26 protein-coding genes are annotated in these 26309 nt (G+C 43.3%); 6 read left to right on the top strand and 20 right to left on the bottom strand.

Going from position 1 to position 26309, the window contains the following annotated elements; all coding sequences use genetic code 11:
- Position 1 precedes the first annotated feature (1 nt).
- The gene (rluD, locus tag CKO50_RS06525; protein ID WP_095727503.1) at positions 2-979 is read right to left on the bottom strand and encodes a 23S rRNA pseudouridine(1911/1915/1917) synthase RluD; all 978 of its coding nucleotides are present in this window, start codon (positions 977-979) and stop codon (positions 2-4) included.
- 123 nt (positions 980-1102) lie between these two features.
- On the opposite strand from rluD, the gene CKO50_RS06520 reads away from it, so the two are divergent.
- Positions 1103-1867 carry an outer membrane protein assembly factor BamD gene (locus CKO50_RS06520; RefSeq protein ID WP_095727502.1) on the top strand — a complete coding sequence of 255 codons (765 nt, stop codon included), beginning with the start codon at positions 1103-1105 and terminating at the stop codon, positions 1865-1867.
- Positions 1868-2087: 220 nt separating this feature from the next.
- Here the strand turns inward: CKO50_RS06520 and glnB are convergent, their stop codons facing one another.
- Positions 2088-2426, bottom strand: a complete 339-nt coding sequence (glnB, locus tag CKO50_RS06515; protein WP_010371023.1) for a nitrogen regulatory protein P-II — start codon at positions 2424-2426, stop codon at positions 2088-2090.
- 68 nt (positions 2427-2494) lie between these two features.
- Here glnB and CKO50_RS06510 point away from each other — a divergent pair, with 68 nt between their 5' ends.
- Positions 2495-3100 (top strand): GspH/FimT family pseudopilin, encoded by a 606-nt coding sequence (locus tag CKO50_RS06510; RefSeq protein WP_095727501.1) that lies wholly within the window; start codon positions 2495-2497, stop codon positions 3098-3100.
- Positions 3101-3199: 99 nt separating this feature from the next.
- Positions 3200-3706, top strand: coding sequence for a GspH/FimT family pseudopilin (locus CKO50_RS06505; RefSeq protein ID WP_239421724.1), 507 nt, complete (start codon positions 3200-3202; stop codon positions 3704-3706).
- Positions 3707-3767: 61 nt separating this feature from the next.
- Here CKO50_RS06505 and CKO50_RS06500 read toward each other — a convergent pair whose 3' ends face one another.
- The 13 genes from CKO50_RS06500 to murJ all read right to left on the bottom strand — a co-directional run bounded on the left by CKO50_RS06500 (position 3768) and on the right by murJ (position 18469).
- Positions 3768-4205, bottom strand: a complete 438-nt coding sequence (locus CKO50_RS06500; RefSeq protein ID WP_095727515.1) for a type IV pilin protein — start codon at positions 4203-4205, stop codon at positions 3768-3770.
- Complete coding sequence (locus tag CKO50_RS06495; RefSeq protein ID WP_095727499.1) at positions 4198-7329, bottom strand: pilus assembly protein; 3132 nt, start codon at positions 7327-7329, stop codon at positions 4198-4200. The genes CKO50_RS06500 and CKO50_RS06495 overlap by 8 nt, the downstream gene beginning before the upstream one ends.
- 25 nt (positions 7330-7354) lie before the next feature.
- Positions 7355-7816, bottom strand: a complete 462-nt coding sequence (locus CKO50_RS06490) for a pilus assembly protein PilX (RefSeq protein WP_095727498.1) — start codon at positions 7814-7816, stop codon at positions 7355-7357.
- Positions 7804-8811, bottom strand: coding sequence for a PilW family protein (locus tag CKO50_RS06485; protein ID WP_095727497.1), 1008 nt, complete (start codon positions 8809-8811; stop codon positions 7804-7806). The genes CKO50_RS06490 and CKO50_RS06485 overlap by 13 nt, the downstream gene beginning before the upstream one ends.
- Complete coding sequence (pilV, locus tag CKO50_RS06480; protein ID WP_095727496.1) at positions 8808-9365, bottom strand: type IV pilus modification protein PilV; 558 nt, start codon at positions 9363-9365, stop codon at positions 8808-8810. The genes CKO50_RS06485 and pilV overlap by 4 nt, the downstream gene beginning before the upstream one ends.
- Before the next feature lie 117 nt (positions 9366-9482).
- Positions 9483-10169 carry a LytTR family DNA-binding domain-containing protein gene (locus tag CKO50_RS06475; protein WP_095727495.1) on the bottom strand — a complete coding sequence of 229 codons (687 nt, stop codon included), beginning with the start codon at positions 10167-10169 and terminating at the stop codon, positions 9483-9485.
- Positions 10166-11173: a sensor histidine kinase gene (locus CKO50_RS06470; RefSeq protein ID WP_255229445.1), complete on the bottom strand. Its 1008-nt coding sequence runs from the start codon at positions 11171-11173 to the stop codon at positions 10166-10168. Before CKO50_RS06470 ends, CKO50_RS06475 begins: the two co-directional genes overlap by 4 nt.
- Before the next feature lie 10 nt (positions 11174-11183).
- Positions 11184-12113 carry a 4-hydroxy-3-methylbut-2-enyl diphosphate reductase gene (gene ispH, locus CKO50_RS06465; RefSeq protein WP_095727494.1) on the bottom strand — a complete coding sequence of 310 codons (930 nt, stop codon included), beginning with the start codon at positions 12111-12113 and terminating at the stop codon, positions 11184-11186.
- Complete coding sequence (fkpB, locus tag CKO50_RS06460; RefSeq protein ID WP_045990201.1) at positions 12113-12553, bottom strand: FKBP-type peptidyl-prolyl cis-trans isomerase; 441 nt, start codon at positions 12551-12553, stop codon at positions 12113-12115. The genes ispH and fkpB overlap by 1 nt, the downstream gene beginning before the upstream one ends.
- The gene (lspA, locus tag CKO50_RS06455; RefSeq protein WP_095727493.1) at positions 12550-13053 is read right to left on the bottom strand and encodes a signal peptidase II; all 504 of its coding nucleotides are present in this window, start codon (positions 13051-13053) and stop codon (positions 12550-12552) included. Before lspA ends, fkpB begins: the two co-directional genes overlap by 4 nt.
- A 9-nt stretch (positions 13054-13062) precedes the next feature.
- Positions 13063-15891 (bottom strand): isoleucine--tRNA ligase, encoded by a 2829-nt coding sequence (ileS, locus tag CKO50_RS06450; RefSeq protein WP_095727492.1) that lies wholly within the window; start codon positions 15889-15891, stop codon positions 13063-13065.
- 21 nt (positions 15892-15912) lie between these two features.
- A complete protein-coding gene (ribF, locus tag CKO50_RS06445; protein WP_095727491.1) occupies positions 15913-16839 on the bottom strand; it encodes a bifunctional riboflavin kinase/FAD synthetase in 927 nt (308 codons plus the stop codon).
- Positions 16840-16906: 67 nt separating this feature from the next.
- Complete coding sequence (gene murJ, locus CKO50_RS06440; protein WP_095727490.1) at positions 16907-18469, bottom strand: murein biosynthesis integral membrane protein MurJ; 1563 nt, start codon at positions 18467-18469, stop codon at positions 16907-16909.
- Positions 18470-18896: 427 nt separating this feature from the next.
- On the opposite strand from murJ, the gene rpsT reads away from it, so the two are divergent.
- Entirely contained in the window at positions 18897-19157 is a 261-nt protein-coding gene (gene rpsT, locus CKO50_RS06435; protein WP_010370978.1) for a 30S ribosomal protein S20, read from the top strand.
- Between the two features lie 93 nt (positions 19158-19250).
- Here the strand turns inward: rpsT and CKO50_RS06430 are convergent, their stop codons facing one another.
- On the bottom strand, positions 19251-19634 hold the full coding sequence (locus CKO50_RS06430; RefSeq protein WP_010370975.1) for a response regulator: 384 nt from the start codon (positions 19632-19634) through the stop codon (positions 19251-19253).
- Between the two features lie 92 nt (positions 19635-19726).
- Between CKO50_RS06430 and CKO50_RS06425 the strand changes: the two genes are divergently transcribed.
- Complete coding sequence (locus CKO50_RS06425) at positions 19727-20212, top strand: hypothetical protein (RefSeq protein WP_095727489.1); 486 nt, start codon at positions 19727-19729, stop codon at positions 20210-20212.
- A gap of 117 nt (positions 20213-20329) precedes the next feature.
- Here the strand turns inward: CKO50_RS06425 and CKO50_RS06420 are convergent, their stop codons facing one another.
- From CKO50_RS06420 to imuA, 3 genes are read right to left on the bottom strand one after another with little or no spacing between them, the layout of a single operon-like run.
- A complete protein-coding gene (locus tag CKO50_RS06420) occupies positions 20330-23407 on the bottom strand; it encodes an error-prone DNA polymerase (protein WP_095727488.1) in 3078 nt (1025 codons plus the stop codon).
- A complete protein-coding gene (locus CKO50_RS06415; RefSeq protein WP_095727487.1) occupies positions 23407-24804 on the bottom strand; it encodes a DNA polymerase Y family protein in 1398 nt (465 codons plus the stop codon). Before CKO50_RS06415 ends, CKO50_RS06420 begins: the two co-directional genes overlap by 1 nt.
- Positions 24805-24806: 2 nt before the next feature.
- Entirely contained in the window at positions 24807-25493 is a 687-nt protein-coding gene (imuA, locus tag CKO50_RS06410) for a translesion DNA synthesis-associated protein ImuA (RefSeq protein ID WP_095727486.1), read from the bottom strand.
- 311 nt (positions 25494-25804) lie between these two features.
- On the opposite strand from imuA, the gene CKO50_RS25060 reads away from it, so the two are divergent.
- On the top strand, positions 25805-26020 hold the full coding sequence (locus tag CKO50_RS25060) for a hypothetical protein (RefSeq protein WP_095727485.1): 216 nt from the start codon (positions 25805-25807) through the stop codon (positions 26018-26020).
- 55 nt (positions 26021-26075) lie between these two features.
- Here the strand turns inward: CKO50_RS25060 and CKO50_RS24235 are convergent.
- On the bottom strand, positions 26076-26309 hold a 234-nt coding region (locus CKO50_RS24235), incomplete at its 5' end, for a hypothetical protein (protein WP_217989646.1).

The raw sequence follows: 26309 nt of genomic DNA, 5'->3' as shown, positions 1-26309 counted from the left end.
CTTATAACGTTAAATCCGGGTTTTCTTTGGTATCTTCTCTAAGCGCTGCCACCAGTTTAATCATATCTTCAGGCACAGGCGCTTCCCATGTCATCTTCTCGCCAGTAATAGGGTGAGCGATACTCAGTTTTATAGCATGCAATGCCTGACGTTTAAACTCTCTTAATTGCTCGGTTAATCCTTGAGTCGCATTTCTTGGTGGACGAGGACGGCCGCCATAGAGCTGATCGCCAATTAGTGGGTGATTCAAATACGCCATATGTACACGAATTTGGTGCGTTCTACCGGTTTCTAGGCGCAGGCGCAGGCGCGTGTGTGCTCGAAACTTTTCAGCAACACGGTAATGAGTGATAGCTGGCTTACCCATCTCATGTACTGCCATATGTGTACGCTTGGTTGCGTGACGACCGATTGGCTTTTCAATCATGCCACCCGCCGTCATCGTGCCATTACAGACAGCTTCGTATTCACGTGTGAAGTTTTCACGCGCTTGTAGATTCTTCACCAAGTGCGTTTGTGCTTGAATAGTTTTCGCCACGACCATTAGACCAGTCGTGTCTTTGTCTAGACGGTGTACGATACCAGCGCGAGGCACGTTAATGATTTCTGGGTGATGGTGCAGCAGAGCATTTAACACAGTGCCATCTGGGTTACCGGCACCGGGGTGAACCACCAGCCCCATCGGCTTGTTTATCACAAGAATGTCATCATCTTCATAAACAATGTCTAACTCTATATCTTGCGCTTCGTATTCACGTTGTGCTTCTATAACCGTCTCGATAGCGACACTTTCACCACCAAGTAACTTTTCACGAGGGGTGTTGAATATTTCACCATCTACGGTGACTTTATCTTCAAGGATCCAAGTTTTTATTCTTGAACGAGAAAAATCCGGGAACAATTGCGCCAATATTTGGTCTAGACGTTTACCACCGAGTTCGACTGGAACCTCCGCTTGGAGGGAAATTTGCTCTGACATCTGAAACTTTACCTAATTTACCAGTGCAAGCCGTGCTCGACTGGGTTAGAATCGTATTAATGCATAGTTTACTCGGTTTTGCCGAGTTGGCCTAGCCGAAGAAAACAAAGGTAGTAAAATAAAATGATTAAAAACTTAAGGACACACGCCTTTAGGCTGGCGTTAGCCGCGTCTGTTTTGGGTTTGGCAGCCTGTTCATCCGCACCAGAACAAGAAGATATTGAACGCGTACCAAACAAATCCGCCCAAGCGCTTTATGAAGATGCTAAACAAACATTAGATTCAGGTTTATATGCCCGTGCCATTGAATTATTGGGCGCGATTAATGCTCGTTACCCGTTTGGCCCTTATGCAAGACAAGTTCAAATGGACTTAGTCTATGCATATTATCAAACAGGTAACACTGACCAAGCACTTGCCACTATTGATCGTTTTATTCGCTTAAATCCAAATCATAAAGACCTAGACTACATGTACTACATGCGAGGTCTGGTAAGTATTAAAGCTGACGAAAACGCATTCCAAGAATATTTCGGTGTAGACAGAGCCGACCGCGATGCCAATCGTACCCGCGTTGCTTTTCAGGATTTAACCACATTAGTCAAAAACTATCCAAACAGTCCGTATGCACCAGAGGCGAAAAAACGCTTAGTATGGTTACTAAATAAAATGGCTCGTTACGAGCTTAGAGTCGCTGAATATTACTTCGAGCGTGAAGCGTACCTTGCCGCAGCAAACCGTGGCAAATATGTAGTAGAACACTACTCTCAAAGCAGTTATCTGACCCAGGCTTTTGACATTATGGAAAAAAGCTACCGCAAACTCGGTCTTCCTGACCTTGCAGATAACGTGAAAAAAGCCAAATTGGTTAACGCACGTAACAAATAAAAAAAGTGCTAAGTCACGATATCACCGATGTCGTGACTTCTCTCTCAACCAGCACTCGTCTTCAAACATTATACCGCGGTAAAAAACACTTGTTTCCTGTACATAGACATCAGCCGTCAGCGTGTTTTATTTGATTGTAGTTGTAATAAGGAAGGATTTAGGCTGCCAGTAATAGAAGGTGAGCAGCCTTAAAAGGTAAGCATTTGACTTAACAACGTCATTAAATTGCTTCTTCGTCCTCTTCACCTGTACGGATCCGGACCACACGCTCAACGTCGGTCACAAAGATTTTACCGTCACCGATTTTGCCCGTTTGCGCGGTTTTTAGGATAACTTCAATGGCTCTGTCAACGTCTTCATCTGCGGTAACAATATCAAGTTTTACTTTAGGCAAGAAATCTACCATATATTCAGCACCGCGATATAACTCAGTATGACCTTTCTGACGACCAAAACCTTTTACTTCACATACCGTCATACCTGTGATCCCCACATCCGAAAGCGCTTCTCGGACATCATCAAGTTTAAACGGTTTAATTATTGCTTCTATTTTCTTCATGACTATCTCGATTCCTTTGGTATAGCGTCGATTTTAGACAATCCGCTTGCCCAAGGCAAACAAAGACATTGAAAGTTGAAGTGATTTCACGCAATAATATTAATCATAAATTATTACTTTTTGGTTGCGAGGCGGTAATGAAACAATCAGCGGGATTCAATCTACTAGAACTCATGATAACCATCGCTATATTGGCTATCGTGTTGGCCATTTCATTTAGCTTTGATGGCAACCTGCTGCAACGCAACCGAGCAGAGTCCTTCTTACAAGAATTACAACGCAATATCGCTTTTGCTCGTGTAAAAGCAACCGCTGCAGACGACATTGTCATTCTCTGCCCCGCGCCACCAGCCAATATTCAAGCTAGGACTGCATTTACTTGCCAAGATAATTGGGCAACAAACAGAATTAGCGTGTTTGTTGATCGTGACAAAAATGGCACATTTAGTAATGGAGATACTATCCATCGCACTATGGAGGTCGTAGACGATAACGACACTATGGTATTTTCTGGTGACAATCGTCTAAGGTTTGATTCAAGCGGACTCTTAAGTGGTTCAAACGCGGGAAATTTTACCTATTGTCCTGGCAGTGACGACAACAATCAGCAGTTGAGTGTTTCAACCGCTGGCACAGCATTATATCGTGGAGATACGACAGAATCCTGCGAATAGCCACAAAAATACTGATACGTAAAATATCTCTTCGCTTCAACCTTGCCTTTAACATATAAACGACTAGGCTTAAAGAAAATATAATACGAGGCAAAGGATATGCATCGTCATATGGGTTTTTCCCTACTGGAATCTTTAGTGTGTTTGGCGATTATCACCATCGTCAGTTTATTTTCTCTTCCCAGTCTTACGGCTTTATTTCAGTTTGATAAACCAAAAATGAAACTTGAAGCATTGCGGCGAGCCATCAATTTTGCTCGTATTCAGGCTGTTGCAAGCGGTGCAACAGTTACTTTATGCCCACTGAAAAACAATCGCTGCGACGACAAAGAGTGGCACACTCAGTTAACGGTTTTTATCGACTACCGCCCCCAAGGTGAGTTTTCAGACGATGATTATAAGTTAGCGGTTGTGGACTCAGTAGACTCAGGTGACAAGCTCACCTACCCAAGAAACGCCATTATATTTCGTCATTTTGGTCATCTCGCAGGACTCTATAACGGTACTTTTGTCTACTGTAACGCAAGTTCTACTGTGGGATTGTCGTTGTCAGTTAGCTACACAGGGAAAAGCACTCTAAAAGATACTGATGAGTGTCAAAAGTAAATAACCTAAGCTCGGGATAAGTAGTATTAATACAAAGGGGGTCAACTACTCCCCCAAAAAATTAACGTTCCCAACACCTGTCTATAATATCTTGATCCGTTGTCATAGTAACACCACGAACCCCAAGTTCATCGATAGTTAAAGCAGGGCACTGTTCATCACCTTGTACGGGCCCCGATGCAGCTGTTGCAACAATTCTGAAAGTATCATTGGTGACGTTTTCAAGTGTCACGTTGAAGTAGCCATTCTCTGTTGCTGTTGGTACACCGATTGCTTCAAGATCATTCGAATATGCTCTGTTGTCCACAAAAAATTGTTCTTGCTTATTCGCAGCGTCAAGTAACAAAGTCATAGCGTCTGCTCTTGCCCCCCTCCTAACGTATTCACTGTAATTAGGGTAAGCGATAGCTGATAGGATCCCGATAATCACCACCACTATCATTACTTCAATCAGGGTAAACCCTTTTATTGTAGAGGTCATAAATTTACTTTTACTCATCTTTATCTTCCCCTTTCTCATCGCTATCCTCCCTCTTGTAAATATAAAGCTGCTTGGTCTTTATCGTTGTGCTTTTGGTTGTGAATATTTCAACCGGTTTTTTAACGGGTACCGGTTCACTAGGAATACTCGGTGGTGCAAATGGAGTACTTGCATCAGGTCCTGCTTCAATCCCTGGACCTGGAATATACACAATATTGTCTCTTACTATGATCGAGGGCTTATCTGGTAAGTCTTGTGATGTAATATAGGTTTTACCCGTACCATAGTGCAAATGAAACATATAGAGCTGGCCTTTACCGCCCGTGAGCGTACATTGCTGAGTAGTCTGGTCTGCTGGGGTAAATGACGTAAAATAAGCGACCCCTCCAATCACTGTTGATTCTGCTAGCGACTTTTCTCCACCAGATAATTGATACTTCCAACCTTTAAATTGAGCCAGCTTAGCCTCTTGTTTAACGAATTTGTCCAAGTCATTTACCGCATTACCAAAAGGATCATCTTTCATTTCCATTAAATCACTGATGACTATCGGCTCTGGGATATCCTCGACAAATGACTGTGTTTTGGTATTCACATCCCTAACCATAAATAGATAATCCGTTACACTTGAGTCTGTTGGTTTTGCTCGGTTGCCGCTACCTATTACAATGGCATCAAACGGTGTATCTTTTCGATCCATACGATAATCATTCGCTCCTGTACCGAAGATAGTTTTAGTTACCTCACTATAAAACGTTCTCGCAATCGTAGGTTTATAGAAAAAACGTCTATCCTGATCAGCGGCTGTACTACCCAGTTGTGCAAGCTCAAAGTGTGTCCACGGCTCCGTAGGATCATTAGGGTTTGGTCCAGGCATATCTATTCGCCATATACTGCCCGCGGTATCCGCTAAATATATTCGGTCGCTAAAGCCATCGTAGTCCGAATCCGTCAATGCAGGTTGCGCAACGATGCTATGCTCCCCCTTAAACGCATCCCCCGTAAGCGACCAAACGATATCAGCATTGTTTGACATAATATCGACCATGTAAATGCCAACACCTTTGTTATTCTCGTCGACTGAGCGCGATACATTATCTTTGTTGGTGTTGTAACCTGCAGCAAAAATCAATACGGGTCTATTCTTTTGCTTCTCAATAAAGCTGACGACAGGCTTAGACCACGTTTGTCCCAAATCTTTAAACTTATTTGAATCACCAGAAATAGGCCCCCCCCAAAGTAATGATGGCGAATCAGGGTTAGTGATATCGAAACCATAGTACTTGTTTCCACCACGGCGCATACCAACAAAGGCCCACACCTTGTCACCAGACTCTACTTTTCGGTTTTTATTGATATCATGAAAATAGACAGTAATTGGGCCATCCATGCCATATAACTTGGTTTCTGCTTTTTCCGTTTTCACTGGGTTTAAGATAGATAAAAGCGACTTAGGAATAAATGCCCAACTTTCGCTTACACTGTTACCATTGTCTTTGAACATGTGTAACACACCAGCATTGGTGCCTACTAAGATGCGAACGTCACCATTTCCATAGTCAATTGATGCTGGCTTTGAGTGAAGCGGATCTGCAAATATATCGGCTCTTCTATCCGAAGAAAAACCATCTCCATCGTCATCATCTACATCTTTGCCAATTACCCAGTTGAAGACTTCTTGTAACTGGCTTTTACTGGCACCACTTAGGCCCATCGCATCTGCTAATTGTGTTCGGCCACCGTATGCACTCTCTGCATTATCATAAGTAAATTCAACTAACGAGCCGCCGTCAAAATCCGACAGCACTTTTCTCGTTAGTTGATTTTCCAAAGCGTAGTTAACACCACCCTTTTCAATATTATTGCCATCCTTCGAGCCTCCAGCTGACCAAAAGGTGGTAATACTGTTTGAGATTGCGCCTTTTTCATCTATCGCGGGGGTACCTTCTTGGCCCACCACTTTTTTATTTTCAAATTTTAATTTTTTAAGGTTACCGCGCCAGCGAGTATGAGTTTCCGGCTTAAACTGAGTGTAGTATAAAGCGTTTCCAGTTTGTGTCGGGTCTTGTGCGTTGGCAGACACGGTTGGTGAACTAAAGCTTGCACTCACATTTCTGATATTGGTAATCGTGGTTTTGAGCACGTCCGACAAGTCGTTTGCAGTATGCGCATGAAGATATTGCCCACCACCTTGCGTCGCGGTTTCTTTAAGCAGATCTATGCCTGTACCCGACATACCATTACCAAAACCAATCGTGAAGACCCGTGCAAAATCGTGTTCATCAGGTGTAGAAGGATATAAGTCAACTTTAACTTGAGACGTACCGCGCATTGTTTTAGCTAATGCGGGTAAATAATTTTTAGTGACACCAGAACCTTCATTTATATCAAAGTAATTGGGATAAGAGCCATAGACTGAAAAATATTCATTCACTATGCTATTGTTAGAGCTAGTGTCACTGGTTGGATCTCCATCTGTCATTAAAATTAAATTAATTGAGGTATCGCAGCGTTCATCCGCGCCACGGGCTGGAGTAAACGCGGAGATATAATTGCCACGACGCTCTATACTCTTATCTCTATCGTTTCCGCCATTTTTGCCCCAGTAGACATCTCCACCTTTAAGGTAGTTATACAACTCCCATAAGGTTTCAGATAACGGCGTTGAGCCAGACGCTGGTAATGCATTTATTTTTTCTACAATGTCATCACTACTACTACCAATACCATTTAATATATAACCGCCACTTGAAGAATATAGGCGAGATAAACCAAATTGGATATCTGCGTTGTCATTCACCAGTTTACGCATCGCGTTTTGCGCAACTTTGAGGCGGCTATCAGCACAGCCCTGAATGGCTCGACCATAGTCGTCAGCCTGATAGCAATTATTGCCGTTGAAACACTCATGTTCTCTATAATCGTAGTACCAACGTCCTCGATACTTATAAGAATAACGCTCATAGCATTTTTTGCCATTTTGCGAATCCCACGCCATACTGCCCGATGTATCAAATAACATTAATACTCTGGGCTGCTCACGGGTAGAAACATTATGTTTAACGTAAAGCTCGATATCTTCGGCCTGAGCGATTTGTGTCAACGCGGACCAAGCAATTAAAATACAAAATAACTTTTTCATAATTTATATCCGAAGAAGTCTATAGTTAATTTGAAACACTGACTATTTCTTGCCCAACACCCATCACAATAGTTACATTGTGACGACCTCTATCGCCGTATTCCACCGTAGCCTGGACTTCCGTCATGTTACAGACGAACCCATCTGTGTAATCAAATTGTCGGGGACAAAATAACTCAAGCTCTCCGTTATTTAAGTTTTTCACGGTCGCTTGTAAGCCATTGGGTGTTTGTACTGTCGCGCCACCATCTGCTAGCTGCTGTCGTGAGCGTAAAAACACATTATTGGGGGCTCGTTGTTCTTGCCTTATCAACCTTTGCATTTCACCAAACAGTAAACTCTCGGCTTCTTCTCGCTCCATCACCGCATGTGTCATTTTAATATCTAACGTACTGGTACTCATTAAGGTCACGGCTACGGCCATCACTGCAACTACCATCACCATCGCCATGATCAGCACCACACCTCGTTGCTTTACATTTCCCATGCTGAGCCTCCCATGTTGTACATCGAAATCGTAGTTGAGAAAACCGTTCTGCGAACGGCATCTGTATATGTTAGCTCGCTTCTATTGGGATCATTTCCCAGATAGTAAGTCCGCTTTTGCACCCCGAAATCTGCATCAGGCTGTAGGACTCTAACTAAAACAAACAACTGCAAAGATAAAATCCCTCGCGTTCCGCTCCAATCGGCCTCAGACATATTCGCAGTGTGCCTATATCTATCTACGCGGCCGTCATAATCGGTATCTAAGCCAAACACAAACCGCATCCGTTCAACCCCTTCAATGACCAGCTCATCACTCATTCCACCACTTACCAGTAGACGTTTTCTTCTCAATACAGGGATGGTGATAGTGCGATTGTTAATCACCTGCTGCTCTTCACTTATGTAATAAACATGGTGACTATAAGGCCACAATGTGGCGTTTACACTTGGCATATTGCCAATGGTATTACCAGCAATAAACTCCGCCTGCTCTTGCTGCGCAATAAAGTAGTATCTTCCATTTTGGATTTGTGTCCCATCAGGAACTAGTCCTGTGATTTCCACTGGGTTACCTTCCAAAAACTTCACTTGCAACACTTCGGTCTCGGGTATCGCTTTGGTAATACACTCCATAGCATTAGCACCGTCTGAGAGTGTCGCTAAGATAGGTCTAAAATTTGTGGGGTCGTTGTTAGGGAAACTTCCATTATTAGGTCCATCGCTGCAATCATTACCCGGATTTGCTGGTGCACTTTGATTGGTACTTTTGAAGCCTTTGTCGTAAAAGGTTCCCCAAAAGCCAACTTGCTCGATATCGCGACGCATTATTGATAGAGACAAGCGCCCCTTTTCTTGTAATTCTCCAATTTGCATCGTGTCATTGGTGGTCGCCTTCATACCTATGTATGTTGCTATAACACCTGCTAATAACATCACACCAATGAACATGGCGATCATTATTTCCAATAAGGTAAACCCTAGCATCCTTTTCATGGCTCACTCCTAATTAAAACAAATGTTTCCATGACTACCGCTCTGCGTCTATCGTCAACCGTACCACAATCCCCTGCGGGGTTATCCTCAAGGGCAGTCATGGCCTGACGTCCTCGCCACGTGACAACAACTCTCACATTTACCCCAGAAGGATCGGTGGCACTCGAGGTGGGAGTAATACATACAACCGCGTTGTCCAACGAGCCGGTATTTTCTCCTGCTCTTATGGCTCGACGCCAATTAGCAATATCCGTTTGGGCGATGGCAGCTGCACTACAATATCCGGTGTAACAAGTTTTTGCTTCTGTAGTTCCGCTCTCACTATTAAACTTTACCTTATAAAGTGTCGTGATGTCGGTCGTATCATTACTACGAATACGATGCATGATGTCGCTGGCAAGCTCAACCGCTGCGGCTCGCTGCATAGAATCAAAACTTGCTTGTTTAGCTTTTGCTTGTAATGCCACAGCACCAAGCAGCCCAAAGCTCAAAATCATAAAAGCAATAAGTACTTCTAACAGTGTGAAGCCATGCTGCTTTAGCGAAATTTGCATATTTCAACCAGAATTCAATTATCCTAGTTTCAGTGTAAGCGGTCGTCTTTGAAACTCAATACGAGATAGTATGAAAGGTCTATTAAGGCGATAAACGGTTTATTCACCGCTTAACACTCAAAACAATGTTTTTATTTGGGTATAAGCTCTACGGCTAACTTCATAGCGATTGGGGAGTGACTTGAGGTAAACATAGTGCTTCTGTTCATGTAATTCTAAAGCCGAGATTTCCGTTCGCTTAACTAATGTGCGGCGATGAATTTGAATAAAATGTGTTGGGAACTTATCTAACAGTGACTTGAGTGACATGTCAATTAATGCTTGTAAGCTAGAATTCAACGTTACTCGTGTATATTTTTCATCCGCCTCGGCAACAATCACATCCGAAACCTGAACGTAACGCAACTCACTGCCAACGTAGTAGCTGAGCGTCTCCATACTCGGAAAGATAGTAGTCAATAACGCATCTAGTTTATCGCCATCTAACGGCTTCACTAGATAACCATTGGCGTGCAGTTCAAATGCTTCTAACGCATATTCTGGATGCGCCGTTAGAAACACGATTTTCATCCTCGGAAATTGCATGCGTAATTGGCTTGCAAGCTCAACTCCTGACTGACCAGGCATCGAAATATCAAGAAAAATTAGCTGTACAGGCTCCTGATTTAGTAGCGCTTCCACACCGTCAGCGCAGTCAATTTCACCGATACAACGAAAGCTTGCGTGCTTTTGCATTAATCGTTTAACACGAGCTCTTGCCAACGGCTCATCGTCTACAATAAGGTAAGATATCACTGTTTTCATAGCGGTAGCGAAAAACTGACGGTATAGCTATCTTGGCTGGCCTCAGTTTTAAAATCAAGAGACTGATTGTAGTGTAAAGCCAAGCGACGCCTGATATTACTTATTCCAATGCCATGCCCTTGATGTGTCGGCTTTAGTTTTGCGTCATAACTGTTAAAAACTACCACAGTTAACACCTGCTGGTCAGAGTGAATATGAATACGAATATCCGCTCCGTTTGGGTTTGGCTCTACCCCATGGCTAACTGCATTTTCTATCAAAGGTTGCAGTATCAGCGCCGGGACCAACTCCTCACCAGACACATTATTGACTTCCCACTCGACTCTCAAACGCTCTGCGAAGCGCCACTTTTCCAGTGATAAGTACGCCTTACACAAAGATATTTCATTTTTAAGCGGGACAATATTTTGCGTTGACATCGCAGCGCGAGATAAATCGGCAAGAGCTAGTGCTGACTTTTCTGCTGCAGTTGGGTCGATATGGGTCAATTCAGCCACTGTATTGAGTGAATTATATAAAAAATGCGGGCGAATTCTCGCATGTAACGCTTCGAGTTCCGCTTGAGATAAGGCTTGTACTTTACGAATATTGTCGGTAAAAATAGCTAAGAAATGTGCAAAAATCGTGATAATGCAGAGACATATTGCGATATTACGCCATAGGCTTAATTCGACTTTTGCCTCATCAACCCAACCCAGTAATGCAAAACCATAGGGAAAAGCCGTACTCGTTAGCGTAGTGCAAAACACAAAGATCAAGATGAGAATTCCAGCTTCTACGAGATCCGAACGCTTTTCAACAGCGTGGCGAACAATGGCTAACACGGCAAGTGATAAAAAGGCGGTAAAATGAATAAATAAACTGGATAACCCAAGGGGTTGCCAAAACGCAGTTGCGGAAATCAACGTATAAATAACTGCAAGTATTTGCGAGGCCACTAGCAAAGCTAGCACGCCTCGCTCGCTCAACAATGCTGACAACAACCTAATACGTGGTGTCATCATGCTAACGCTTTTATCTGAGCTCTACAGGTACAGCAAACACGACATTCTCTTCTTGCCCAGGGTTTTCAACTACCGTTTCCCCACCAAGTTCCTTAAGTCGCGAAATAACTTGTTGCACCAGTACTTCTGGTGCAGATGCGCCTGCAGTTACACCAACCTTTGCAACCCCATCAAACCAGCTTTCTTCGATGGAAGAAGCATCATCGATAAGAAACGCCTTAGTTCCCATTTTATCTGCAAGTTCTCTCAAGCGGTTAGAGTTCGAGCTATTTTTCGCCCCCACCACAAGCAATAAATCAACTTTGTCAGCTAAGTCGCGAACCGCATCTTGGCGGTTTTGCGTGGCATAACAGATATCATCTTTGCGTGGACCACCGATATTCGGAAACTTACTACGCAGTGCGTCAATTACATCCGCCGTGTCATCTACCGATAAGGTCGTTTGACTGCAATAGAACACATTATTAGCATTTTTAACTTCAAGTGTTGCTACATCCTCAGGTTTTTCAACAAGATAAATACCACCATTCGGATTGTCATACTGACCCATAGTACCCTCAACTTCAGGGTGCCCATGGTGCCCAATCAAAATACACTCAGTTCCTCTGCGGCTAGCACGCGTCACTTCCATATGTACCTTTGTCACTAACGGACAAGTCGCATCAAAAACTTTTAACTCGCGGCGCTTCGCTTCATTACGTACTTGCTGAGAAACACCATGCGCGCTGAAAATAACAATACTGTCGTCTGGCACTTCATTTAGCTCTTCAACGAATACCGCACCACGAGACTTCAGACCATCAACAACATATTTGTTATGAACGACTTCATGGCGAACGTAAATAGGCGCTTCGAAAATATCGAGTGCACGCTCAACAATGCTGATCGCTCTATCTACACCTGCACAGAATCCTCTCGGGTTTGCCAGCAAGATATCCATTAGTTATTTACCTCAAGAATTTCAACTTCAAACGTTACTTTTTGGCCTGCAAGCGGGTGATTGAAATCGACAGTTACCGAGTCGCCAGCTACTTCTCGGATCAATCCAGGTAAGTCAGTACCATCAGGTTGCGTAAATGCAATGATGCTACCTACCTGAGCAGGTGTTTCTGCGCCGAACTTGTTTCTATCAACATAGTAGATGTTATCAGGGTTTGGTTGTCCAAACGCATCTTCTGGCTCTAACTCAAAAGATTTCTCATCGCCCGCTTTTAATCCAAGCAAACACTTTTCAAAATTTTCAGTCAGGCTGCCATCACCCATAAATAACTTAGCGGGTTTATTATGAACTTTGGTGGAATCTGCTGCTGAACCGTCTGATAACTTAATTGAAAAATGGAACAAGACTTCTGATTTTGCTCCAATTAGTTGCTCACTCACGCATTTTTCTCCTGTGGTTTATCGCCACTGGTAAAGGCATCGAAAATTAATAGGGCAGCACCGCCGACAATGGCCATGTCTGCGACATTAAACGCTGGATAGTGCCAATCTTGATAATAGAAATGAAGGAAGTCAATCACATAACCATGAATGATACGGTCGTATAAGTTTCCTACAGCACCTCCGAGTACCAGCGCGTAGGCTAATCCCAACTTCCAATTTGATGCAGGCAATTTACGTAGCCAGAAAATCAGTAAAGTGCTAATCGCAATGGCGATGCCACTTAAAAAGTAACGTTGCCAGCCACCTGCTTCGCTTAAGAAACTAAAAGCCGCACCATAGTTATGCATATAGGTGAGATTGAATATAGGCAAAATATCAATGGATTCATAGAGCTCCATTTCAGCCATAACCAGTGCTTTGGTGAAGTAGTCTACTGCAAAAAGCAGTAGACTAAGCCACAACCACACCAGACCACTTTTCTGTGTAGTTTGTGTCACGTTTTACTCCTAGGCGAATTGACGCTGCTCGCCGTCACCTTCAACGTTACTAATACAGCGGCCACAAATGTCTGCATGTTGCTCATCCGTACCTACGTCGTCGGTATAGTGCCAACAACGATCACACTTTTTAGCCGATGTTGCCGCTACACTAATGAACAAACCATCAATTTCTGATGAAATTGCATTTTCTGGCTTGCTGTTTACTACTTCTACGGTTGCTTTCGAAGTCAATAAAACAAAGCGTAATTCGTCACCAATGGCATTGAGCTGCTCAGCTAAGTCACCGCCTGTGTATAGCGTTACTTCAGCCTGTAGCGTCGCACCGATCACTTCTTCTTTACGTGCATTCTCAAGTACGCGGTTTACTTCATCACGCACTGCCAGTAGGTTTTGCCAGTACTCATTATTCAACGAGCCTTCTGTCGCCCCTTCAATTGCATCATACCAAGTATCCGTGAATACAAACTGGCCGCGCTCACCTGGTAATACTTCCCAGATTTCTTGTGCAGTAAAGCTCATGATGGGTGCCATCCAACGTGTCATCGCTTCCGCGATATGATAAAGCGCAGATTGGCAAGAACGACGGGCATGGCTATCACTTTTCGCGGTGTACTGACGGTCTTTGATCACGTCTAGATAGAACGAGCCCAATTCACCAGTACAGAAGTTCATCAGCTTTTGTGTCACTTGAAGCATTTGATACTTATCGTACGCTGTTTTGATCTCAGTTTGTAGCTGTGCAGCGCGTGCAACAATCCAGCGATCTAGCTCAACCATATCTTCAATTGCTACTAAGTCCGTTTTTGGATCAAAGCCGCTTAGGTTCGCAAGAAGGTAACGACTAGTGTTACGAATACGACGATAACGGTCAGCTGAGCGCTTAAAGATTTCATCAGACACGGTCATTTCGGCCGTATAATCGGTAGAAGCTACCCATAGGCGTAAAATATCTGCACCAAGCTTATTCATGATGTCTTGCGGCGAGATCACGTTGCCTAATGACTTAGACATCTTGTGGCCTTTTTCATCGACCGTGAAGCCGTGCGTTAACACTTGCTTATAAGGTGCATGACCGTTGATAGCAACAGAAGTCATCATTGATGACATAAACCAACCACGGTGCTGATCCGAGCCTTCAAGGTAAAGATCTGCAGGACCTGTTAAATCTTCGCGTGCATCAACAACACAAGCATGTGTTACACCTGAGTCAAACCATACGTCTAGTGTATCTTGTACTTTTACGTACTGTTGAGCATCTGCTTCACTTAATAGCGCGCTAGGCTCTAAGTCGTACCACGCCTGAATACCCTTTTCTTCCACTAATTTAGCAACGGCTTCAATAAGGGCTTCCGTTTCAGGATGTAGGCTGCCGGTGTCTTTATCGACAAATAATGCAATTGGTACACCCCAAGTACGCTGACGTGAAATACACCAGTCAGGGCGACCTTCAACCATATTTGCGATGCGGCTTTCACCCCACTCTGGTAACCATTCTGTCTTTTTGATTTCATTCAGTGAATCAGCACGCAGGTTAGCCTGATCCATGCTGACGAACCATTGTGGCGTCGCACGGAAAATAATAGGAGTTTTGTGACGCCAGCAATGTGGATAACTATGCGTTAATGCCTTATGGCGGAACAACACACCTTTCTCAGTTAATAACTCAATGATGCTGTCGTTTGCTTTAAATACGTGCTGACCTGCAAAAATCGGCGTATCTGGTAGATAAACACCATTTGCACCAACCGGGTTTGCAACTTCTAGACCGTAAGCCTGACCCGCTGCAAAGTCTTCTTGACCGTGACCAGGTGCTGTGTGAACGATACCAGTACCTGAGTCTGTTGTTACGTGCTCACCTAAAATAACAGGCACATCGAAATCTAAGAATGGGTGTGCAACGCGCAGATTCTCAAGCGCAGCGCCTTTCGCGTAACCTAGTACGTGGAAGTGCTTGAATCCAAAACGATCAACAGCGTCTTTGACTAATTCAGAACCAAGCACAATACGCTGCTCTTGACCTTCATCTTCAATTTGTACCAGTGCATACTCTAGCGCACCGTGTACTGCCACAGCGCGGTTTGCAGGTAATGTCCAAGGCGTTGTAGTCCAAATTGCGGTACTTACTTCGCCTTTGCCCTCATGGCCTTCGGCCAAGCTAAACGCACTAATGATAGTCGCTTGATCAGCAAATACAAATTTCACGTCAATTGCAGGTGATTGTTTGTCTTGATATTCAACTTCTGCTTCTGCAAGCGCTGAACCACAATCCGTACACCAGTGAACTGGCTTTGCACCTTTGTGCAGGTGACCATTTTTGATAATACGGCCAAGCACACGAATCGCATTGGCTTCAAAATCAAAGTTCATGGTTAGGTATGGTTTATCCCAGTCACCTAACACACCAAGGCGTTTGAAACCTGTTTTTTGGCCATCCACTTGCTTTTTAGCATAGTCGCGGCACTTTTCACGGAATTCAGCAGCCGATACTTTCTTACCAGGTTTGCCTACTTTCTTTTCAACCTGTAGCTCAATTGGAAGGCCATGACAGTCCCACCCAGGTACATAAGGCGCATCAAAATCAGAAAGCGTTTTTGACTTAATAATAATATCTTTTAGGATTTTGTTTAAAGAGTGACCTAGGTGAATATCACCATTTGCATACGGAGGACCGTCATGCAAAATAAATGGCTTTTTACCTTTTTTCGCAATGCGAATTTGACCGTATAAGTCTTCTTCATACCATTTTTTCAGCATCTTTGGTTCGCGTTGCGCCAAATTACCACGCATCGGAAACTCAGTTTCCGGTAGATTTAAAGTATGTTTGTAGTCGCTCATTTATCCTACTTTCCGTATCGGCTACGTTAAAGAAAAACACTGTTTTGCATTGCTAACATCACGACTGATTTGTTCTGTTAACTGCAATAATGTTTCGAATTTTTGCTCATCGCGAAGCTTTTCAATTAGCTCCACTTTCATAAACTGACCGTAGATGGTCTCATTAAAATTAAACAGATGCACCTCTAAAAGGGCTTTCGTTCCGTTTAGTGTAGGCTTAGTGCCAACATTCGCTACGCCATAATGTGTTTTGTGAGTCACAGTCGCTTTGACTGCATACACACCGCGCACAGGGCTCACTTGGCGTTTTAAGGCAATATTTGCAGTATGGAAACCAAGCTCTCTGCCTTTCTTCCAACCGTGAATAACACGGCCTGAAATGGCATAGGTATGGCCCAACATATCATGTGCTTGACGTAAATCACCAGCCGCAAGTGCCGTGCGGATCAACGTACTACTCACACGACAATCTTGCTTGCGAAAACTTGCCGTGTCTTTTACTTGCATACCTAGCGGTTCGCCCACTCGTTTTAGCATTGCAAAATCACCAGCACGTTCGCGGCCAAAACGAAAGTCATCGCCGACCGTGAGCGCCTTGGTTCCAAGCTTTGTCACTAGGACTTCTTTGATAAACTGCTCTGCATCTTGCGCGGCAAATTTGCGATTAAAGTTGACGCAAATGACTCGCTCTATACCAAGCTCTTGCAACAGGACTAGCTTATCACGTAATCGCGTCAGCCTAGCCGGTGCTTTATCTTTAGCAAAAAACTCCAAGGGCTGCGGTTCAAATAACATCACTGTGCTTGGAAGTTGATAGTGTTTTGCGTCGCTAATCAGCCCCTTCAAAACTTCTACATGTCCAAGATGAACCCCGTCAAAGTTTCCAATCGTCAACACACAACCAAAATGATGTGGTCGAATATTATGGATCCCTCGGATTAGTTGCATAGTGCCGTGCCTTTGTGCAGCAAATATCAAAGAGCCCGATTATACCCAAGTTGCTTAAAAATGCGAATCAAGCATCTCGGATTGTGCTCAATCTTACCCCTAGTATAAATAGTAAACTAAAATAGCTCACCATCGCAGTTACTAATAATCCGCAAAGTAATAGCACCTGCTCCATTAGTCCCCACTCTAGCCATTCAAAGCGGGCACCGAGAAAGTAGACACATGCAGTCATCACGACCGCTGCAACAAAGCACTTGGCAGTAAAACCAAGAGAAAATGCGCTTAGCTGATACACACCTTGATGCGACAGCTGGCGATAAAGTAAAAACGCATTGCAAGACGCTGATAATGAAGTTGCCAATGCAAGGCCTAGATAACCAATAAAAGGCGCCAAGATAAGGTTGAAAACCATATTGAGTGCCATGGTAATAATACCAATACGAACAGGCGTTTTGGTATCTTGTCTGGCGTAAAAGCCCGGCGCCAGTACTTTAATCAACATAAAGCTTAACAAGCCAACGGAATATGCGGCTACCCCTAAGCTTACCTTATTTATATTGTCTGCATTTTGAGAAACAAACTCACCATGGCCAAACAATACTGAAATAATAAGTGGGCTTGTCACCATCAGCCCTAGCATCGCTGGTAATCCCAAGAAGATGACAAAACGTACACCCCAATCTAGTGTTTTCTGAAAGTCTTCACTTTTTTCTCCTGCGTGTAATTTAGAAAGTGCAGGCAGTATCACGGTCGCAATACCGATACCAAATAGGCCGAGTGGAAATTCAATTAATCTGTCTGAATAATAAAGCCAAGCAATCGATCCCGTCACGAGAAAAGAGGCAATGACGGTATCCAGTAGTAAGTTAATTTGGCTAACAGAAACACCAAATAATGCAGGGATCATTAATGTTCTGACTTTGGTTATTTCAGGGCTCCGCCATGCAAATTGAGGGCGACTCAATACTTTTAAGCGTAACAAGAATGGGAGCTGGAATAATAGTTGAACAATACCACCAATAAATACACCGAGTGCTAGAGCGTACGCACCTTGTGCAAATTTATCATGGAGAAAAATAGCGCAGCCAATAATCGACACGTTGAGTAAAACTGGCGTAAAGGCCGCTGCGGCAAAGCGATTATAAACATTCAGTACCGCCCCACTAAGTGCAACTAATGAAACAAAAAATAAGTAAGGAAAGGTGAGCTTTAATAGTGCGCTTGCAAGCACAAATTTTTCGGCATCTGCACCACCTTGCCACCAGTCGAGAAACCAGCTTGTGCCAAATAATGCGGCGATCACAGGAGAGCCTATCACCCCTAAAATAGTAACAATAAGCAATACAGTCCCGAGTGTCCCAGCGGCTTGTGCAACGAATAACCTTACTCTATCGTCTCCATGCTTTTCTTTAATTTCTGAAAGTACAGGAACAAAGGCCTGAGCAAACGCGCCTTCTGCAAATAACCTACGCAAAAAATTAGGGATCCGGTTGGCGAATAAAAAGACATCGGCGGCCAATCCTGCGCCCAAGAGGTTTGCCACGACGGCATCTCGAACTAGCCCCAGAACCCGCGAAATCATAGTCATGGCACTGACAATCATACCCGATTTAAATAACCCTTTTGCCACCTTAACTCCTAAATTCAGTGAATCGCGGCAGATTATGCCACAGTCGTTGTGCATTTAGCACTAGGCGCGCCCTGTCAGCTTTGATACAATACGCGCCATTAACCTTGGTAGGCCTGTTTCACCTTGTGAAATTTGACTGTTTACTTTGGTTCAGACCTGAGATTTTCAAGGCACTTTGTGAAGCTACGCTTTGCAAATTATTAGTGCAACTTGGGATATTACGGGTTTACTTGCCTGCTATAAAAGTAAAAATGTCGCATAGCAACGTTTTGATTTGTACAGGTTAAGAATTGAGAATAGCCCAAGTCGAGTCTTGGGTGTTGAACATTAGGCCGCGCTTGTTAATTTATATTGACTTTTGCGATTAAAACAGGCATATTCCTCGGCCTTTAAATTAAGCTTATTTTAAGATTGTTAGGAGCAAACCTTGGCTAACATCAAGTCTGCAAAAAAACGCGCTATCACTAGCGAAAAGCGTCGTAAGCACAACGCAAGCCGTCGTTCAATGATGCGTACATACTTCAAAAAAGTAATCGCTGCAATTGAAGCTGGTGATAAAGAAGCTGCAACTCAAGCATTCGCTGTTGCTGCACCTATCCTAGACCGTTACGCAACTAAAGGTCTAATCCACAAAAACAAAGCTGCTCGTCATAAGAGCCGTTTAGTTGCTAAGATCAAAGCACTTTAATTTGTTGCTGGATTGAAAAAACCGACATTATGTCGGTTTTTTTATGTCTGTAATTTATATACTTTGGTATCAAAAGATAAAATCAGCGCAGTTTTAAACCAATTCTAAATCTGGGTAAAACTTCTTCAGCATAGCCGCGATTTTCTTTGGCGAAAATGGCTTAACAACAAAACCTTTAGCACCGCGCTCAATAGCATCTTTAACATTGTCTACCGTTGAGTGTGCCGACACCATAACGACATTAATATTCGGGTTTATTTCATTTAGGGTTGCAATTAACTCTTTACCATCACCATCGGGCAGCTCAATATCTAAAAAGACAATATCAAAATGTTGCTCTTCACATGACTTTACGCATTGCGTTGCAGTGGAGGCTTCTCTTACATGATCAATGCCTAAGTGCATTAAGGTTTGATGTAAAAAGCTGCGAACTGTCCCTACATCATCGACGATTAAAATAGAGATATTTTGATCCATAGTCCTTTCCCGTAGGCTGTAGTGTAAAAATAAGCTATTATACTTAGCATAGAAGCATTATAGAGACCTGCAACTAAAAGGCTACTTAAAGCATGGCAAAACCATCAAAAAAACAATCGCTTTTAGGTCAAGTACAACCCAACCAAAAGAAACGCACTAGTACAATAAAGAACCGCCGACCATCGCCACAACAAATTGCAGCGATAAAGGCTCAACAAACCGCGCAAGCACGGCAAACAAATACACCTCAAACACAAGCCGCTACAGATAACGATAAACCCAAGGGTAAAGGTAAGTGGATAGTGTTTGCTGTGATTGGTGTTTTATTTATTATCCTGCCAAAACCACAACTGATTACTTATGAAAAATTAGGCCTTGTGGCTAGTAGTGTATATTGGTCTGGTCTTCCTGGTATAGAGCCTGTGCTATTTGATTCAAACTTACATCCAAAGCCTGCGCTTGAGCGCAATACACTATATTTATGCCACGATTTGAAAAACCCAGACACCTGTCAAAAATATCAAATAATCAAGCAAGAAGGTTTTATAGCAGCCATGATGAAACTGATCCAAGGCTAAGCTGAAGACATGACAAAAATGCCTCTTTATTGGGGCTTTAACTTTATAAAAATATAGAGCGCATTTACAAAAACAACATTTCTCAGCTTTAAGCCACAAAAAATCACTAAAAAGCAACTAATGAAAAGCACGAGCCTTAATTGTCATCGCTGCTAGTAATTCACTTCTATCGATTAACCTACCAGCAATAACATGTACCACTTCACCCTCTTTCTCTACTATCCCCTTTATTTCTAATAGCTGTGCGCCCATATAGGCTTGTTTTTGTGCTCGAGCAGTACCAGACCACACAATTACATTGATGTTGCCTGTTTCGTCTTCCAAAGTAAAAAAGGTCACGCCTTTTGCGGTACCCGGGGCTTGCTTTCCTGTCACCAATCCTATCACTGTTACTAACGATTTATGTGGTCGATAAAGCAGTTCATTGGCCTTAACCGTTCGGCATATAAGCTTGGCTTGCTCAAGTTGTTTGATTGGGTGAGTGCGTAAGGAAACCTTAGTGCTATTATAATCTTCCTGTAAGTTTTCAAACTCTGTGGCGCTAAAGTGGCAATATTGCAACCCTTTCTCTTCAATATTGCTGAATAGTGGCAACGCTTTACTTTGATCTGCAAGTGACCATCTAGCAGCATAACGGCTATCCACGAAGTGATGTAAAGCATCTGCGGAAATCAGCTTTTCAATAGTACTGTTGGTAATACCAGCTTGTTGTAACTGCACGATTTTACCAAACCCCTCTTGAGGTCTGCATTGTAATAATTGCAGTGCTTCTTCTTCACTTAACCCTTTTATAAGCCGAAGTCCTAAACGGATCGCAAACGATGCTTGTCTTGGCTCTTGTACGACTTGATGTTCGTAATCGGACTGGTTAACACAGATAGGTAAAATGCTAACTTTATGCCTTGATGCATCTTGCAACAGCTGTGAAGCCGAATAAAACCCCATTGGTAAGCTATTGAGTAGAGCGGTATAAAACATTGTGGGGTAGTAGTATTTCAACCACGCAGAGGCATAAGCCAGCACTGCAAAAGAAGCAGAGTGGCTTTCAGGAAAACCATATTCACCAAAGCCGCAGATCTGCTCAAAAATCCGCTCAGCAAATTGTGCTTCATAGCCCCGAGCCAACATGCCTCGAATGAGCTTTTCTTTAAACTGCATTAGCTCCCCGGTTTTCTTCCATGACGCCATAGCTCGGCGTAGGCTATCCGCTTCTCCCCCAGTGAACCCAGCTGCAACCATTGCCAGTTTTATCACTTGCTCTTGGAAAATGGGAACCCCCATGGTCCTCTCTAATACCGATTTAACCGCTTCTGATGGATAGGTCACTTGCTCTTCACCATCCCGTCGCTTTAAAAATGGATGCACCATATCCCCTTGAATAGGGCCGGGACGTACAATCGCTATTTGGATCACTAAGTCGTAGTAATTCGCGGGTTTCAGTCTTGGCAACATACTCATTTGTGCACGAGACTCCACTTGAAACACGCCAACACTATCTCCTTTTTGCAACATCTTATAGACCAAAGGGTCGTCTTGCATACGAGTCAATTGGGCAAGATCTAAGTTCCGCTTCGTGTGTGCTGCAATATAGCCAAAACACTTACGGATAGCACTTAGCATACCCAAGGCCAAGATATCGACTTTAAGTAGCTTAAGGATTTCAAGGTCATCTTTATCCCATTGAATAATGGTACGGTCTGGCATAGCCGCATTTTCTACGGGCACTAATTCATGTAATGGGCTTTCTGAGATAACAAAACCACCAACATGCTGCGATAAATGCCTTGGAAACCCCATAATGTCATTAACTAACTGAATAAAATGCTGACCTTTTAATGAGTTTAGCTCTAGCCCTAACTCCACTAATTGGGCCTGCCAGTTAAGTCCTTTATCACGGCGGTTGAGATGCTTAATAAAGTACTCTATTTGCGCCATTTCAATGCCCAAGGCTTTGCCAACATCACGCATGGCACTTTTTAAACGATACGTGATCACCGTTGCTGCTAATGCTGCGCGTTTACGACCATATTTTTTGTAGATATATTGGATCACCTCTTCACGACGTTGGTGTTCAAAATCCACATCTATATCGGGTGGCTCATTACGCTCTTTACTAATAAAACGCTCGAACAATACGCCCACTTGCCGAGGGTCAACCGCGGTTATCTCTAAGCAGTAACAGACCACAGAGTTAGCGGCTGAGCCTCGCCCTTGGTATAAGATTTGATGCTGTTTGGCATACATCACAATGTCATGAATAGTGATAAAGAAAAACGGATAATCAAGCGCTTCGATAAGCGCTAGCTCTTTATCAATAATGGCTTCTATCTCTGGCGGCACGCCATCAGGAAAACGAACTTGTTTACCCTTTTCGACCAACGCGCGTAAATAAGCCATTGGAGTAAAACCTTTAGGCACTAACTCCTGAGGATATTGATAATGCAATGAATCTAAATTAAATACACATCGCTTCGCGATATTGACACTTTCTTCAAGAAAGGTAGGTGAAAACAACTTATTAAGCTTAGAGATAGATCTAAGTGCCGACTCGCTATTGCTAATCATTTTCTCAGGGATCTCGCTTATCACACGATTCTGTCGAATAGCTGTCAGTGTATGCTGTAGCGCAAGTCTAGACGAGCAGTGCATAAGCACCCCACCAACAGCGCAAATAGGTATTTGGTAAGCTTTTGACAGTTTTACACAATGGGTAAAATAATGTACATCTTTTGCACTCAAGTTACGTCGGTAGCCAATCCATATTCTATTTTGGTGGTATTTACACAGCCATTGCAATGATTGAACATCTTGACTGTTTCCCTTTGGCAACCACAACAATAAGACATGCTTAAGCGACATAATATCCCACTCACTAAGCTGATATTGTCCCTTCTCCGTTCGCTGGCGAGCATTACTGATCACTCGACATAACTCTGTATAAGCGAGCTGGCAAGGACAAAGAGCAACCAACTCAATATTGTTGGACTTCAGTAAACTCCCAACTATCAGTTTTATCTTGAGCTTATGATCACGAATATAAGCATGAGCACGGACAATGCCAGCCAAAGAGCATTCGTCAGTAATGGCTATTGCGCTATAACCTAAAAAATCTGCTTGTTTGACCAGCTCTTCTGGTCGCGATGCGCCAGTCAAAAATGAAAAATTGCTCTGGCAAAAAAGCTCGGCATAAGACATTAGCTAAATACTCCATGAATATACCAATGGTTATTTTGCTCTCGAAATACCCATAACCGCTGCGCTTGTTCATTTTGCACAATAAAATAATCTCGCTGGACCGGCTCACCGTCCCACCACCCTGAAGCGATGCGCTCTGGACCAGAAATAATATTGACTCTTTCACATAAAGGCTGTGGCTTCGGAAATAGAATGGTAGGTCTTAATTTACTCTTGAGTGTCGTGAAATGTGGCTCGTGGCTATAAGTGCTGGCCTTTTCAGGGCGAGGATCGCCTGTAAGTTGTAGATATTGCACAGCCTGCTCACCGAGCTTAGCACATAGAATAGCCCGCAGTCCTTGCGCAGACATCGCACTTTGCTGCGTTGAGAAGAGATCTTTTATTGTGGCATGCTGCGCTTCTAGTGCATCAACTTTGAGTGAAACACTTTGTACGGGTGCATCTAAGGTTATGGATTCTAGCTTGAGGTTTAACAAGCGCTGCCAATTTGCCGCCTTATATTCAGGCTCCGCGCTGTTTAATGTGATCTCTAAAGCCTCTTTATCTCGAAGTGCTAAGGTAAAATAAAGCGTTCGAGTTACTAAGTTACGTTGCTGTAGGAATAAGGCTAAGCGCGATAGCAAATGCTCGATTGGCTTTTCTAACCAAGCCATTACTTCGACTTCGTAAAGTAAAGGTGCAGTAAGCTCAAAGGTTTCCGCAGGTTGGTAATAGTTAAGGGTTTCCTTTAGTTTTCCAAACAAGCAGCCTACATAATATACGAGTTCAGTATCAAAACGTTTGGCCAGCTCACTGAGTGCAAACTGCTCTAACTGCGCCACGTTTTTAACTCCGGTGCGAGCAAGCAACTCAATCACTCGACTGTCTAGACTTGTACGTGTTAATCCTATCTTCCCCAAATAATGACGCTTTTGGCACGGCGTTAACATAAGCGCATTGCAATGCTCTCGCGCTAAGAGCTTAGCCATTATTGTGGACTCACCCATGCCGTAATAATAACTCTTGCCAAGTTGCGCTAATTGTTCAGATATTACTTGCCAGTAACTTGGCAAGTCATGATAGAGCGACAGCATAGAATCGACTTTAAGCACAAGGCCATTAGGTTCATCGATTACAATATCTGCACTTACTTGATAAAGCGTATTGGCAATTTCTAATAGCTGCTGTCTTTCTAGAAGGTCGTCGTAGGGCAAAACATGAAGCTGTGTACACAATGCACAAGCAGTCCCAAGGCCCATTCCTATTTTTATACCTCGCTGCTGCGCTGCATCATTTAGCTGCACTATCTGGTTTTTGCGGCCATCAATAATAACAACGGGTGTAACAAAATCACCGGAAACCGTTTGCTTTGTCATTCCCTCTAGTTGCAGCATAGGAAAATAGAGATATAACCACATAACTAGCTCGTTAAACGCCGCTCATAGCCTGTAAATGCAACTATATTATTGCTAACATGAGGTAGATTTGGCTTTTCAAGCTCTGGCCAATAGTGGGGGTTTTCTAGTTTAAGACTACGATGTGCCAAGTGCCCCTTGTGCTTCTTCACTATCACATCCAAGCCGCTGTGCTGTGCTTGTAAAGCTACTGAAAGCGTAAATGGTAGAGTTTGAGCGTACTGTGCTTGATGTAAAACAAATAACCTACAACCTCCCGCCTGTGCACCTAGCTGCAAACGCTTTACAGCAGCAATAGAAAGCGCTTCGTGCCAAAGTACAAGCGCACTACACGCACCACTTTTTACACACTGCTCCGCAGCCCACAGTGCTTCTTTTTCACTTGGTGGCTGCAATATCATAAACTCACTCAGGTCTAACGATAAATAATGCAATGCCGCGGCATGTATTTTTCCTGGTGGATTAATTAATACCTTCAAACGGTTATCATCCGCAAAGTGGGGCAATATCAACCTTAATTCCCCTATTCCCATTGCAGTTTTTACACCAATCACACCTTGTTGCGGCCAACCACCACACAGCACATCATCAAGTGCAGCAAAGCGAGTACTGACGACATTATGCTGCACGGCCTTTCCACGCCCACGCCAAAGCAAGTTTTTACGCTCAAGAAGATCTATATAATTCGCCATACATCACCATATACTGTTTATACATACAGTATATTTAAATAAAGACAGATCGCAAGCAGATCGCTAGAAAAAAGGCGAGTTAAAAAGTAACCATGGTTTACGCTTTAAGTTAATCGTGTTTTGCTTAGGAGAAATGAGATCTACAACTAGGGCCTGTTGATCTTTCAAGTTTGTTTTTGCAGCAGTTTGATTGGTATTTATACAAGACAGAGCCTGCGTAGCATAGTCATTCTATGTAAGTCTGGCGATAAAGACTTTATGCTCCTGCAAAGTCACCTTACCCCACATCCTTGTGGGGCAACACAGAAGAAATGCTAATCAAGCGCTGCCCTTTGGGTTCACCTGAGTGCGCTTTGTTCATTGTTGCTCAACTTTTGCCTAGATTACTAGGCGGCAAGTCGAGCGTCGCGACCAAAACACACTCAGAAGAACAAAAATCAAATAGCAAAGGCCAACAGGCCCTAGTCTATTTGTATAAAAGGCGACAAGAACTGAGACGTAAAACAATGAGTGTCGCGCGTAGATAATCGTCTTTTGGCCTAGCTGAGTGCTACCCTCTAAGGCAACAGCTAACCAACTGAACTACCACTTTGCTACAACGAGCAAAGTTATATCGACATTAAGAAAATATGAGTTGCTTGATTGTGATGACAAAGGGAAGACTAACGTAAATGAGCTTTTTGATTTTTGTAAAGGAAACTTGCTAAGAAAAGAAATTGCAAACTGGCCCAGTGGACGGGACTCGAATCGAAGCGTCGAACCGCCGCGACCCCCGGCGTGACAGGCCGCATTCTCTAAGGCAACAGCTAACCAACT

It is taken from the genome of Pseudoalteromonas sp. HM-SA03, from assembly GCF_002289345.1.
Taxonomy (GTDB): domain Bacteria; phylum Pseudomonadota; class Gammaproteobacteria; order Enterobacterales; family Alteromonadaceae; genus Pseudoalteromonas.
This window is presented reverse-complemented; position numbering and strand designations above follow the sequence as displayed.